At 65.7% G+C, this 13,542-nt stretch carries 11 protein-coding genes; 4 read left to right on the top strand and 7 right to left on the bottom strand.

The genetic code is table 11. From position 1 onward, the window contains the following. The first annotated feature begins 148 nt into the window (after positions 1–148). Positions 149–1,774 carry a glycosyltransferase family 39 protein gene (locus tag Q0030_RS21030; protein WP_363323475.1) on the top strand — a complete coding sequence of 542 codons (1,626 nt, stop codon included), beginning with the start codon at positions 149–151 and terminating at the stop codon, positions 1,772–1,774. A gap of 61 nt (positions 1,775–1,835) precedes the next feature. Here Q0030_RS21030 and Q0030_RS21025 read toward each other — a convergent pair whose 3' ends face one another. Beyond that, positions 1,836–2,783, bottom strand: a complete 948-nt coding sequence (locus tag Q0030_RS21025) for a hydroxymethylglutaryl-CoA lyase (RefSeq protein ID WP_298371258.1) — start codon at positions 2,781–2,783, stop codon at positions 1,836–1,838. Positions 2,784–2,790: 7 nt separating this feature from the next. Beyond that, positions 2,791–3,960 carry a CoA transferase gene (locus Q0030_RS21020; RefSeq protein WP_298371255.1) on the bottom strand — a complete coding sequence of 390 codons (1,170 nt, stop codon included), beginning with the start codon at positions 3,958–3,960 and terminating at the stop codon, positions 2,791–2,793. A 121-nt stretch (positions 3,961–4,081) separates the two neighbouring features. Here Q0030_RS21020 and Q0030_RS21015 point away from each other — a divergent pair, with 121 nt between their 5' ends. The 3 genes from Q0030_RS21015 (at position 4,082) to Q0030_RS21005 (ending at position 7,474) form a co-directional block, all read left to right on the top strand. Then, positions 4,082–5,005 (top strand): LysR family transcriptional regulator, encoded by a 924-nt coding sequence (locus tag Q0030_RS21015; RefSeq protein ID WP_298371252.1) that lies wholly within the window; start codon positions 4,082–4,084, stop codon positions 5,003–5,005. Between the two features lie 155 nt (positions 5,006–5,160). Further along, positions 5,161–6,573 carry an MFS transporter gene (locus Q0030_RS21010; RefSeq protein WP_298371250.1) on the top strand — a complete coding sequence of 471 codons (1,413 nt, stop codon included), beginning with the start codon at positions 5,161–5,163 and terminating at the stop codon, positions 6,571–6,573. Positions 6,574–6,721: 148 nt separating this feature from the next. Then, positions 6,722–7,474 (top strand): sulfate transporter family protein, encoded by a 753-nt coding sequence (locus Q0030_RS21005; protein WP_298371247.1) that lies wholly within the window; start codon positions 6,722–6,724, stop codon positions 7,472–7,474. On the opposite strand, the gene Q0030_RS21000 is transcribed toward Q0030_RS21005, so the two are convergent. The 5 genes from Q0030_RS21000 to Q0030_RS20980 all read right to left on the bottom strand — a co-directional run bounded on the left by Q0030_RS21000 (position 7,471) and on the right by Q0030_RS20980 (position 13,462). Then, positions 7,471–9,039 (bottom strand): DHA2 family efflux MFS transporter permease subunit, encoded by a 1,569-nt coding sequence (locus tag Q0030_RS21000; RefSeq protein WP_298371245.1) that lies wholly within the window; start codon positions 9,037–9,039, stop codon positions 7,471–7,473. The two genes, Q0030_RS21005 and Q0030_RS21000, sit on opposite strands and share 4 nt — an antisense overlap. Continuing rightward, on the bottom strand, positions 9,036–9,548 hold the full coding sequence (locus Q0030_RS20995) for an isoprenylcysteine carboxylmethyltransferase family protein (protein ID WP_298371242.1): 513 nt from the start codon (positions 9,546–9,548) through the stop codon (positions 9,036–9,038). The genes Q0030_RS21000 and Q0030_RS20995 overlap by 4 nt, the downstream gene beginning before the upstream one ends. Continuing rightward, positions 9,545–10,606, bottom strand: a complete 1,062-nt coding sequence (locus Q0030_RS20990) for a type III polyketide synthase (protein WP_298371239.1) — start codon at positions 10,604–10,606, stop codon at positions 9,545–9,547. The genes Q0030_RS20995 and Q0030_RS20990 overlap by 4 nt, the downstream gene beginning before the upstream one ends. Before the next feature lie 146 nt (positions 10,607–10,752). Beyond that, positions 10,753–12,381, bottom strand: coding sequence for an MFS transporter (locus Q0030_RS20985; protein WP_298371236.1), 1,629 nt, complete (start codon positions 12,379–12,381; stop codon positions 10,753–10,755). Continuing rightward, positions 12,368–13,462, bottom strand: coding sequence for an HlyD family secretion protein (locus tag Q0030_RS20980; protein ID WP_298371385.1), 1,095 nt, complete (start codon positions 13,460–13,462; stop codon positions 12,368–12,370). Before Q0030_RS20980 ends, Q0030_RS20985 begins: the two co-directional genes overlap by 14 nt. Positions 13,463–13,542: the final 80 nt, after the last annotated feature.

Genomic DNA, 13,542 nt, shown 5'->3' with positions numbered 1-13,542 from the left:
CGCAGGCGTCAGGCTCGACATGTCGAGCGCCGGCCGCCTCGACTCCGGTCTGGAATTCGTCTCATCGTCCGGCTCCGCCGTTGAGTTCTCGCGCTCGCATCACTAGGGTGCGCGCGCTTCAAGCCTGCTTTCATTCGGTAGTTTTACGGTGCTTTGGCTCATCAATTTCTCGGCGATGGCCGCGGCGTCGGATAAGGATCCGGCGCGCTGGCGCCGTCCATTGATCAGATGGCTGGAGGGAATCGAGACCGGGTGGTCGATCCCGCTTCTGCTTGTCCTCTTTGTTGCGATCTGGACCGCGTATCTCGTCATCGCCTATCTCGGCGCCGGCCTGCATCCGGACGTGCTCGAGACCTGGACGCTCGGCCGGCACCTCGCATGGGGATACCCGAAGCATCCGCCGTTGATGGGCTGGATCACGCGGGGATGGACCGCGATCTTCCCCCTGACCGACTGGTCGCTGCAGCTGATGGCGATGGTCAACGCCGCGGTGGCGCTGTGGGCGGTCGACCTGATCGCCCGCCGCTTTGTCCGTGGCGAGAAGCGGGCGATCGTGCTGCTGCTGTTGATGCTGCTGCCGGTCTATCAATTCCACGCCCAGCGCTTCAATGCGAACACGGTGCTGCTGGCCGCCTGGCCGCTGGCTACCTACTGCTTCCAGCGTGCGTTCGAGGCGCCCAGGCAGCTCGGCTGGGCGATCGCGGCAGGCGCAGCCTGCGCACTCGCGATGCTCGGCAAATATTATTCGATCTTCCTGGTCGCAAGCTTCGTGTTCGCGGCCGTGCTGCATCCGGATCGCCGACGCTATCTGCTGTCAGCCTCGCCCTGGATCTCGGCACTAGCCGGCATGCTCGTGCTTGGCCCGCATCTGCACTGGCTCGCCACGACGGGAGCAACGCCGTTCGACTATGCGCTCGCGCATGCCGGCGCCGATCATGTCGCCGCGCTGTGGGAAGTCAGCTACTTCATCATGGGCCTGATCGCGGCGCTCGCGATCCCGGCCGTCACGTGGGTGTTCATCGCCGGACCGCGGCTGGCGCGGCTGCCGGGGGATTTCGGCGCGATGAACCCAGGGCTCCGTCTGCTGCTGCTAGTCGCAATTGGAACCATCCTGTTTCCGGTAATCGTCTCGCTTGCAATCGGCACCGACCTGCCCTCGCTCTGGGCGGTGCAGGGGCTCTTCCTGTTCGTCGTTCTGATCGTGTGCGCAACGAGCTACCCGATCGAGCGCTTCTACGCGGTCAACCTGGCCGTCATGGTGGCGAGCATCGCCATTCTCGCGGCCGTCGGCGGTGCGCCGATCCACGCCCTCTATCGCAGTGCTTACGGCTATGAAGAAGGCCGCGGCTTCTACCACGCGGCCGCAACCGAGCTCACTGCACGATGGCACGACGCAGTCGGGACGCCGCTCGCCGCCGTCAGCGGCGACGACGCACTCGCCTTCGCTGCCGCCTTCTACAGCCCGGATCATCCGCGCTATGCTCGGCCGTTTGCCTACCAGTACACTTGGGGCTTGCCGCGCAAGACCACGCTCGATCGCGGCTGGGCGGCATTGTGCTTCGCCGACCAGCCGGACTGCCTGAGCTGGATGGAGCGCACAACGTTGCGCGCAACCGGCGTCTTTCGCTCCGAGTTCGACGCCCGGGCGACACTGCTGGGCAGGCCCGGCCGGACACGGCGGGTCGTGATGCTGATCGTACCGCCTTATCGCGAAACACCCCCTGTGCAGCCCGATGTCGAGGACTTCAGCTCGATCCACCGCACGCGCGACTGATCAGAACATCGCTGCCAGCGTCACCGCAAGCGTGGGCATCGGCACGACCGAGAGCGTGTCGCTACGCCGCCTTCGCCTTGGTGCCGCGGGGCAGGCCGGCGCGGGCGAGGCCGCCATAGAGCTGCTCATTCGGCATCTCGGCCTTCAGGATCGCGCGCACCTCGACCAGGCGGTCGAGATCGATGCCGGTCGGAAATCGCTTGCTCTCGCAGAGGAAGACGAGGTCCTCGAACACGACATTGCCGGTGGCGCCCGGCGCGAACGGGCAGCCGCCGAGGCCGCCGAGCGAACCGTCGAGCACGCGGGCGCCCTCATCGAGCGCCGCGGAGGCGTTGGCGATACCCATGCCGCGGGTGTCGTGCAGATGGACGCAAACCGGCTTGGAGCCGGCGATCTTCACCGCTCCGCGCGTCAGCTCGCCGACCTGCTTCGGCCCGGCATAGCCGACGGTATCGGCTATCGCGACCATGTCGACGCCGACCTCGTAGAGCTTCTCGGTGAGGCGCAGCACCTCCTTCGGATCGACCGCGCCGACGATCGAGCAGCCCAGCCCCATCGAGATCGCGGCATTGACCAGCGGTTTGTGCGCGCTGGCGTCGCGCAGCTCGCAGAGACGCTTGATGTTCGCGATCGCCGATTCGCGCGAGCGGTTGGCATTGGCCTGGCTGTGCTCCTCGGTCGCCGACACCACCGAGGCGATCTCGGCGACGCCGGAGGCCAGCGCCTCGTTGACGCCACGTTCGTTCAGCGCCAGCGCGACACCATGCGCGCCGGGCAGCGCGGCAATGGTCGCGATGACATCGCGGACATCGACGAATTGCGGAAAGGTCTTGGCCGGCAGGAACGAGCCGACCTCGAAATGCCTGACGCCGGCCGCATATTCGTCGCGCACCCAGCGCTGCTTCGCCGCGGTCGACGGGAATGTCTTCACGAGCTGCAGGCCGTCGCGCAGGCCGACTTCGCGCAAACTTACCTTGTCGTTGGGATAGATATCGTGGACGCGGGTCATGTCAGCCTCACGCAGCGTTTCCGGTTGATGAAATCTTCTGTTGTGCGAGCTCGGCGCGGACCGCATCGGTATCGGCGCCAAGCACCGGCACTTTCAGGCCTTCGCCGATATTACTGCCGTTCCATTCGACCGGCAGCGCCGGAACGCGGAACGGCTTGCCGTCGGCATTGATGGTGTTGACGAGCCCGCCGGGCCGCAGCACATGCGGGTCCTGCAGCAGATCCTCCGGCCGGTTGATCGGCGAGAAGCAGATGTTGAGCGCGTCGAGCCTGGCCGAGAGGTCGGCCACGTTCCAGCCTTTGATCACCTCGGCGACGCGCGGAATGATCCGGTCGCGCGCCATGATGCGGTCCGTGGTGGAGCGCAGCGTCGGATCGTCGGCGAATTCCGTCAGTCCGAACTCGCGGCAAAAGCTCTGCCAATGGCCTTCGGTGACGACCCCGATGAAGATACGGTCGCCGCCGGCGGCATCGAAGATGTCGTAGATCGGCCAGGCATGCTCACGCTCCGGCATCGAGCGCGGCTTGCGCCCGGTCATCTCGTACTCGACCATGTGCTGGGCGACCAGGAACAGGCAGTTCTCGAACAGGCCGATGCGGATGTCGGCGCCGCCCCTGTTGCCGCCCCGCTTCTGGTAGAGCGCGGCGAGGATCGAGATCACGCCGAACATGCCGCCCATGATGTCGTTGGCGGAGGAGCCGACGCGCTGCGGCTTCTCCCTTGTGCCGGTCATCGCCGCGAGCCCCGACATCATCTGCACGACCTCGTCGAGCGCCGGGCGATGATCGTAGGGGCCGGACAGAAAGCCCTTGTGGCCGGCGATGATCAAATGCGGATATTTCGCGCGCAGCTCCTCGGGCCCAAGACCCTGCTTGTCGAGCTGGCCGTCGCGGAAATTCTCCAGGAACACGTCGGCACTCGCGAGCAGCCGGTGCATGGTGTCGCGGTCCTCGGGCTTGGCGAGATCGAGCACGACGCTGCGCTTGCCGCGATTGAACAGCGGGAAGAACGAGACGCCCATGCCGCCGAGCGAGCGGGTCTTGTCGCCGGCAGGAGGTTCGACCTTGATCACCTCGGCGCCGAGTTGCGCCAGGATCATCCCGCAGGTCGGCCCCATCACCATGTGGGTCATCTCGACGACCCTCACGCCTTCCAGCGGCAGTCCGCTCCCGGTCATCGGTTTCTCCGTGCTCGTTGCGCTCGTTTTGACTGATCGGCGCAGGTTAGGCTTCCGCACGCTATCTGAAAAATATAATCTGTCGAATAGTGCATTCGTCGTTCTAGAACGCAGAACCACAATGGATTCACGCCAGCTTCGCTATTTCATCGCGGTTTACGAGCAGCGCAACCTGTCGCGGGCGGCGGATCAGGCCAATGTCGCGCAATCCGCGCTCAGTCACCACATCGCCAATCTCGAGGCGGAGTTCGCCACGCCGCTGTTCGAGCGCAAGCCGCGCGGCATGGAACCGACCGCGGCGGGCGAGCGGCTTTATGAGCATGCCCGCATCATCCTGCGCGCGATGGCGGCGGCCGAGCGCGAGATCAAGGAAGGCGGCAGCGCAATTGCCGGCGAGATCTCGATCGGCATGGCCAATTCCGGCATGAAGGCGATCGGCGTGCCGCTGATGCGGACCGTGCTGGCGAAATATCCGAACCTGAAGCTGTCGCTGACCGAGAGTCTCTCCGGCGCGACGCTGCTGCATTTGATGAGCTCCGATGTCGACCTCGCGCTGGTCTACAATCCGCCGTCGGAAAAGGACCTGATCGCCGAGCCGGTGCTGGAGGAGCAGATGTTCTGCGTCGGCACCGAGAAGCTGATCGGCAAGAAGGGACCGATCACGTTCGAACAGGTGGCGCAGCTGCCGCTGATCCTGCTGCGGCACGGGCTGTCGGCTCGCGCTTTGCTGGACGACCCCGTGCCGCTGAAACGGCTGGAGGCCAATGCCATCCTGCACCTCAATTCGACCAGCGGCATGATCGGCGCCTTGACCGCGGGTCTCGGCTGCACGATCGCGACGACGCACTTCGTCAGCGAGCCGCTGAAAGCGCGATCGCTGGTCGCACGCGAGGTGATCGAACCCAGGCTGAGCCGGACGCTCTATCTCTGCCGCTTGCGCAACCGGCCGATGACCTATGCGATGGAAGAGATGTGCCGGCTGATCCGCTCCCTGATCGCCGAACAGGTCGGGCGCGGCGCGTGGGAGGCGACGCTCTTGATCTGAAGCGCTTTCAAGCACGTCAGAAACAGCGCTATCGAAAATATCGAACGATTCCTTCGATATGTTCGTCTGGATTTCTGGCACCCGGCTGCCAAACATGCGCAACCGGCACGCCTTCGCAAGAAAGGCGGCCGCTGGAGCATTCGGGGAGGACCATCATGAGCGCCGTCGAACTCGGCTCGGTTGCCGATCTTGCCAACACGACAGCCGGGCCGGACGAGATTTCGCGGCGCCTCGAGGCGCTGCCCACCTCAGGCTATGTCTGGCGGCTTGTGATTCTGCTCTCGCTCGGCGGCTGCTTCGAAATCTACGATCTGTTCTTCACCGGCTATATCGCGCCGGGCCTCGCCCGCAGCGGGCTGATGACCACGACGACACAGGCCTTCTTCGGCTTTTCCGGGATCGGCGCCTTCGTCGCGGCGACCTTCGCCGGCCTGTTCATCGGCACCTTCTGCCTCGGCTTCCTCGCCGATCGCTACGGGCGCAAGGCCGTCTTCACTTATTCGCTGCTGTTCTACAGCGCGGCGTCGGTGATCATGGCGTGCCAGACCACCCCTGGCGGGGTGCTGCTGTGGCGCTTCATCGCCGGAATCGGAATCGGCATCGAGGTCATCACCATCGACGCCTACATCACCGAGCTGGTGCCGAGCTGGATGCGCGGCCGCGCCTTTGCGATCAACCAGGCCGTCATGCTCTCGGCGGTGCCGATCGTCGCCGCGCTGTCGTGGTGGCTGGTGCCGCTCTCGCCTTACGGCATCGATGGCTGGCGCTGGGTGGTGCTGATCGGTGCCGCCGCCAGCATGATCATCTGGGTGCTGCGGCTCTACGTGCCGGAAAGCCCGCTCTGGCTGGCCCGGCATGGCCGCCTTGCCGAGGCCGAGACAATCATGCGGAGGCTCGAGGCCTCATCGCCTGCGGGCGCACCGCGCCCTGCCGTTAAAGCCGTAATGGCGCCGGCACGTGCGGCGGTCGAGACCGGCTATGCCGATTTGTTCCGGCCGCCCTACGCCTCGCTCGTCGTGCTCTTCATGATCTTCAATCTGTGCCAGGCGTTCGGCGTCTACGGCTTCTCCAACTGGGTTCCGGCGCTCCTGGTTCAGAAGGGCATCAACGTCACCAAGAGCCTGCAATATTCCTTCATCATCGCCTTCGCCTATCCGCTCGCGCCGCTGCTGGCCGCAACCTTCGCCGACCGCTTCGAGCGCAAATGGATCATTTGCGGCGCGGCCGCCGCGATCTCGGTGTTCGGCCTTGCCTTCGCGCAGCTCACCGAGCCGGTGCTCCTGATCGCCAGCGGCGTGCTGGTGACCGGCGCCAACATGACGCTGTCCTACGCCTATCACGCCTACCAGACCGAGGTGTTCCCGACCGCGATCCGGGCCCGCGCGGCGGGCCTCGTCTATTCGATGAGCCGGCTCAGCGCGACCTTCTCCGGCTTCATCGTGGCCTTCATGTTGAAGGAGGCCGGCGTCAGCGGGGTGTTCGGCCTGATCACCGCGGCGATGGTGATCGTAATTATTACGATCGGTGTCTGGGGACCCAACGTCCGCGGCAAGCCGCTCGACGCCTGAAGCTTTCTTGACGCGAACCGGCGTGGACCCCGCATTAAATGCGGGCGGACTTCGCTCGAAAACGCTGTGACCGCGACACAAGCGGCACTTGCCGAAGCCATATTGGGTGGCTACCTCTCGCACGTCATTTTGCAGAGGTAACCCGGTCATGTTCGACGCCGCCGTCAAGGCGCTTTCGCAAATCCTGTCGCCGCCGATGCGCACGATCCTGTGGCGTTCGATCGGGCTTGCGCTGGTGCTGATCACCGTGCTGGCAATCGGATTGCAGCGACTGCTGAGCTGGTTTGCCGACACCGGCGAGGTCTGGGCCGAAGGCATGCTCGGCCCCAACTTCCATTCCACCCTGCACGTGCTGTCCTGGATCATCTCGATCTCGGCGGGCCTCGGCGTCGTGCTCGGCGGCATCTTCCTGATGCCCGCGATCACCTCGCTGGTGGCGAGCCTGTTCGTCGACGACGTCGCCGATCATGTCGAGCGCGAGCACTATCCGGCCGACCATCCCGGCACGGCGCTGCCGGTCACGCTCGCGACCATCGAGGGCGTCAAGACGGCGCTGCTGACGGTCCTGGTCTACCTCGTCGCGCTACCGTTCGTGCTGTTCGCGGGCGCGGGCTTCATCATCTTCTTCATCGCGACCGCCTGGCTGCTCGGCCGCGAATATTTCGAGCTCGCCGCGATGCGCTTCCGCTCGCCTGATGACGCCAAGGCGATGCGCAAGGAGAATGCGGCGACCGTGTTTACCGCCGGCCTGTTCATCGCCGCCTTCGTCTCGATCCCGATCGTCAATCTGGCGACGCCGCTGTTCGGGATGGCGTTCATGGTGCACATGTACAAGCGGCTGTCAGGCCCGCGGCGCGAACTGATCGAGCCGGCGCGGCGAAGCAACGTATCCTCGATCTAGCTCGCATCCCGAGGCACCGGCAGCGATGCAGGCGCCCGATCGCGCGCGAATAACACCAGCAGAAGCCCGGCGACCGCCACGCCGGCGAGCATCGCCCATGCCTCGTTGACGCTGAGTGCGAGCGACGCCCGCTCGACCAGCGGCCGGATGAACGCCACCGTCGCGTCATCAGGCGGACCCGGCGGACGGTCGATCAGCAATCTCGGATCGAGCCCGATTGCCTGTGCCGCCGTGACATCTCCCGCCAGCAGGCGCGCACGAAACGCCTCGCCATGGATCGGGCTTCGCCCATAGAGGATGGTATCGATCAAGGCGATCCCGATCGCGCCACCCAGATTGCGCATCAGGTTGAACAATCCGCTGGCGTCGGCAACCTCCGCCTCCGGCAGGGTGCCCAACGCAATCCGCGTCGGCGGCAGCAGGCAGAACATGATCGCGACACCGCGCACGACCTGGGGCCAGAACATCTCGCCGAAATCCGCCGTGCGCGGCTGAAAGGCGCTCAGTCCGAGACCGAGCGCGAACAAGACGAAGCCTGTCGCAGTCAACAAGAGCGCGCCGACGCGGCTTTCGAGGATTGCCGCGAGCGGCGCAGCGATCAGCTGTGCAACCCCCGTGACCAGCATGATGGTGCCGATCTCGAAGGCATCATGGCGGCGGACGAAGCCGAGGAACACCGGCATCAGATAGGTCGATCCATACAGGCCGATGCCGAGGCAGAAGCTCAGGGCGCAGCCGATCGCGAACGAACGCCGCCTGAACAAGTTCAATCGCGCGATCGGATACGCCGCGCGGAGCGTGCGCCGGATCAGCAGCGCCATCCCGGCAATGCTTCCGATCAGCAGGCTCAGGCAAAGCATCGAGACCCAGCCGCGCTGCGGCGCTTCCTTCAAACCGATCATGAAGCTTGCGAGCGCCGCTGCGAGCAGAGCCAGCGACCATGTGTCCAGTCTGACAAACGCGCGGAGATTCACGCTCTCTTTCGGAAGCAGCAGCGGCGTGACCGTGGCCGCAATCGTTCCTGGAACGAGGTTGATCAGGAACAGCCACGGCCACGACCAGGTCTGCGTGATCCAGCCGCCGACGACCGGTCCAACGGTCGGTGCGAGCACCGCGACGACGCCGCCGATCGTGGTCGCCACCGCATGGAGCCGTGCCGGAAACAGCGTGAACACGGCGGAGAACACCGCAGGGATCAGGACGCCGCCGGAAAATCCCTGCAGCACGCGAAAGACCAGCAGCACGGCAAAGCCGCCACTGAAAGCGCAACCGACCGAGGCGACGGTGAACAGGCTCACGGCGATCGCGAACAGCCATCGGAGCGACAGCGCATGGGTGAACAGTCCGGTCAGCGGGATCGCGATCACCTCCGCGATCAGATAGGCGGTCTGGATCCAGCTCATCGCGGAAGGCGAAATCCCCAGCGCGCGCTGGATCGTCGGCAGCGAGGTCGCGACGACCTGGATGTCGAGGATCGCCATGAACATGCCGAAGCACATCAGGAGGAAGCCTGCCCAGATCGCCGCCGACGGGCTGTCGGAGCGATGCTCCGCCCGGTCGCTCATGGCGTGCTGACGCGCGGCCAGTCCGCAACCGAGAGAGCATGGCTCTCGGCACGAATCCGGATCGCAAGCACCGCGAGATTGAGCAAGGTGAGGATCAGCGCCAGCACCGGCAGATGCAGTGCGAGCGGGAGCAGCGCGATCTCACCGACGACGACCGCATAGTTTGGATGCGGAAAATATCGGTACGGCCCGGATGCGACCAGCGGCGCGCCCGGCAAGACGATGATCCGCGTGGTCCATCGCGGCCCGAGCGCGGCGAGGATCCACAGCCGCAGGCCTTGCAGCAACAGAAAGGCCGCGAGCATCGCCAGGTTGACATCCTGGTTGCGGCCCCACATCCACAGCGCGATCAGCCAGCCGGCGTGAACCAGCACAATGAGCGGATAGTGACCGGCGCCGACCTCGATCGCGCCGCGCGCCAGCAGCCGCTCCGTGTTGCGACGCGACAGCACGAGCTCGCCGAGACGCTGCAAGGTGACCAGCGCAAGGATGACCGAAGCGAGGCTCATGCCGCGTGCCTGAGCGCGACGCAGCTGAGCGTGAAGCCGGGCCCGAGTGCCGTGAGCAGCGAGCGCGGCGGCAAGCCCTTGGCGCGGGCGCGTTCGAGAACAAAGAGAACCGTCGGGGCCGACATGTTGCCGCAAGCCGCGATGACGTCGCGTTCGTGATCGAGCGTGCCCTGATCGAGCGCGAGCGCCCGCTCCAGTGCGGCGATGACCTTGGTGCCGCCGGGATGGCAGAGGAAGCGGTCGATATCATCGGCCGTCAGCTCCATTCGTGCCAGGATATCGGCAACGGCCGGTCCAACATGGTCGCGGACGAAATCCGGAATGGTACGCTGGAAGACGACGCCGAATCCCTCCGGATCGACCGTCCAGCCCATGATGCCGAGCGTATCCGGCCACAGCTTTTCTGCCGTCGCCTCGATCCGAGTCGCACCGCCGTCGCCGGCGCGCAGCACGATCGCCGCGGCGCCATCGCCGAACAGGCTGGCCGCGACGATATTCGCCTTGGTGAGCTCATCGTGACGAACCGCGAGCGTGCACAGCTCGAGCGCGACCAGCAGCACATTCGCACCCGGCTGCGCCTGCGCCAGCCGCGCCGCGATCGACAGGCCCGACACGCCGCCCGCGCAGCCGAGGCCGAACACCGGCACGCGCGACACATCGGTCCGCAGGCCGAGCTGGCCGGCGACGCGCGCCTCCAGCGTCGGCGTGGCGATGCCCGTTGAGCAGACTGTGACCACGACATCGATATCGCGGCCGGTCAGGTCGGCACGCATAAGCGCCTTGCGGGCGGCATCGACGAACAGCGCCTCCGCGCCTTCCAGGAACGCCTGCGTCCGCTCCGGCCAGCCGCGCCGTTCGAGATACCATTCGATCGGCTTCACGCCGTAGCGATGCTGGATGCCAGTGTTGGCGAACAGGCTGGAGAGCGTCTCGAACTCGGGATAGCGGTCGGCGAGAAGGTCGTGCGCGGCCTGCAGGATTTGTCCCTGATGGAACAGATGCGGTGGAACCGCCGTCGCCATGGAAACAAGCGCGGCCGTCTGCCTGGTCTCGATCATCGTGGCTCCAGTTCCCCCGTTTGTGGAACCACGCCACGTGCAAAATATTTCAGACGCCCGCGAGATAGCTGGGGGCGCCGCATTCACTATAAATTGACCCGGTAGCGCCAGGCCGCCGGCGATACCCGCGCCTCCCCGTTCGCAAATCAGGACGCGGCGGCGTCCGGCTTGCGCAGCACGTTCTTCACAAAGCCAAGCGGCACCGGCGACAGCGGACCTTGCGGCGCACGCGTGATCAAGGCGACCAGGAACAGCGCCAGGATCGCGAGCCAGAAGCACAGCCAGAAGCCGTCAATGTAGGCGAGCGTGTTGGCCTCGCGCTGCACGAGGGCCGCGAGCGTGCCGATGGCACGTCCCGTCGCCGCCCCGATGCCGTGGCCGGAAAATTCACCCGCCAGCCGCTTCAGCAGGTTGACGACGTCGACGTCGCCGTTCTGGACGTGCTGGCCGAGATAATTCGAATGGATCTGCTCGCGGACGCGCAGCCAGGTGCCCATCAGGGCGATGCCGATCTCGGCGCCGCCGAGCCGCATGATCTGGATATAAGCCGCGAACGCGGTCGCGCGCGACGGGTCGGAATTGGACAGCGCCATGATGATGATCGGCAGCAGCGTCAGCGCCTGCCCGATCGACGTAAGCAGGACGATGCCGACGAAATCCTCGCGTGCCCAGACATGGCTCAGCTGCGTGCCCCAGAGATTGGCGGCTGCGAATGCCGAGAACCCGAGCACCACGACCATGCGCGGATCGAAGTGACGCAACAGGACAATCGAGATCGGCACCAGCACGAACATCGGCAGTGCACCGTAGCTGAACAGCAGCGCGCCCGACTGCTCCGGCCGCAGCACGCCGACGGCGCCGAGGAAGTTCGGCACCAGCGACGAGTTCGACAGGCTGGTCAGCGTGTACAAGAGGATGACGATCAGCGAGAGCCCGATATTGCGCGAGAACAGCACGTTGAAATGCGCCCACGGCCGGCGCGCGACCGTCTCGTTGATCATGAAGGCGATGATCAACAGCCCGCCCCCTATCAGGAGCGCCATCACGGTGCCCGACGACAGCCAGTCCAGCCGGTTGCCCTGATCGAGCCCGGCATAAACCATCCCCAGACCAGCGCCGAGCAGCAGCATGCCGCCCCAATCGGCATGGTGCAGCAGGTCGCGATTGACCGGCTCGTTCGGCGTGCCGAGATACACCATCAAACCCATCAGCGGCGCGACCACCACGCCCTGCCAGTACAGCCACTGCCAGCCGAGGTGCTCGACATAGAAGCCGACCAGTGAGCTCGACGAATCCAGCGCGAAGCCGACGCGGATCGAATACATCGCGATCGCCGGCAGCCACCAGCGGATCGGCAGGTTGCGCAAGATGATCATCAGCGTCGCCGGCACGAAGGTGCCGAGCAGCATGCCGTGGGCGATGCTGAGCGCGATCAGCGTCGTGTAGTCATGCACAAACGGGATGATCAGCGAGATCACGGCATAGACCAGGCTCGGAATGCCGAGCACACGCCGCAGGCCGAACACGGTGGCGAGCCAGGCCACCGCGGGCGCGATGAAGATCTGCGAGCCGATCGCCGCGGTCGAGAGCCAGGCGCCCTCGTCGAAGGTGAGCGAGAACGCGCCCCGCAGGTCGGGCAGGCCGACCGAGGTCAGGCGGCTGTCGAAATTCGCCAGGAACGCGCCGAGCAGCACGGCAACGACGGCGAACACCGGATAGCGCGCGACGTCGCCGCGCGAGACCGGGCCGCTGTTACGGTCGTCATTTTCCGCCATTGGCGACCGCCTCGCCGGTGTTGATCCGCGTCACCACCGACATGCCCGGCAGCAGGCGCGCAAGCAACGGCTGGTCCTTGTCGAACTGGATGCGCACCGGGATGCGCTGCACCACCTTGGTGAAATTGCCGGTGGCGTTGTCGGGCGGCAGCAGCGCGAATTGCGATCCGCTTGCCGGCGCGATGCGCTCGACGACGCCGCGCAACTTCTGGCCGGAGAATGTATCCACGGTGACTTCGACCGGCTGACCCGGCTTGACGTTGGTCAGCTGGGTTTCCTTGTAGTTGGCGATCACATAGACGTTCGGCAGCGGCACGACGTTGATCAGATTGGTGCCGATGTTGACGTAATCGCCCGGCTGCACCTGCCGCTCGCCGGTGACGCCGTCGAACGGCGCGGCGATCCTGGTGTAGCCAAGCTTGAGCCTGGCCGATGCCAGCAGCGCCTTGGCTGCGTCGAGATCGGCGGCGCGTTGCTTCTTGGTGCCCTGCAGGACCTCGAGCTGATGGCGCTGCGCTGCGATCACCGCACGGCTGGCCTGCACGTCGGCCTCCGACTTGGCATAGGATGCGGTGGCCTGCTCGAGCCGCTGCCGCGTGCCGGCGTCGGTTTGCGACAGCGACTGCTGACGCTCTTGCTCCTGGCGTGCCAGGGTCTGCTGCGCCTCCGCGGACAACCGCGAGGCCTCGGCCTGCGCAATGGTCGCATATTGCAGCTCGACCTGGTTGTTGAGGTTATCGAGCGCGGCCTGCGCGCCGACCACTCCCGCCTCGGCCTGCGCGACCTGCGCCTGATAGTCGGCACGATCGATCTGCACCAGCAGATCGCCGGCCTTGACGCGCTGGAAATCGGAGATAGCAACCGTGAGCACTTCGCCGGACACGCGGCTCGAGAGTTGGGTCAACTCGGCGCGCACATAGGCATCGTTGGTGGTCTGGATGGTGGCGCTGCCGACCCAGGCGTCCCAATGCGTGGTCGCCGCCGCGACGAACACAAGCGCAGCCAGCACCGCGAACAGCGGGATGGCGAAACGGCCCCAGAAGCCGCTCGCCGCAGGCTGCGGCTTGGCTGGTGTTGTCACTGGTGCGGACGCGGTCTGGCTGACTTGTGACGGACCGTCTTGAACCTGCTCTGCCACACCACACTCCCTCAATCACACGC

Origin of the sequence: uncultured Bradyrhizobium sp. (assembly GCF_947648125.1) — a bacterium.
Classification (GTDB): domain Bacteria; phylum Pseudomonadota; class Alphaproteobacteria; order Rhizobiales; family Xanthobacteraceae; genus Bradyrhizobium.
This window is presented reverse-complemented; position numbering and strand designations above follow the sequence as displayed.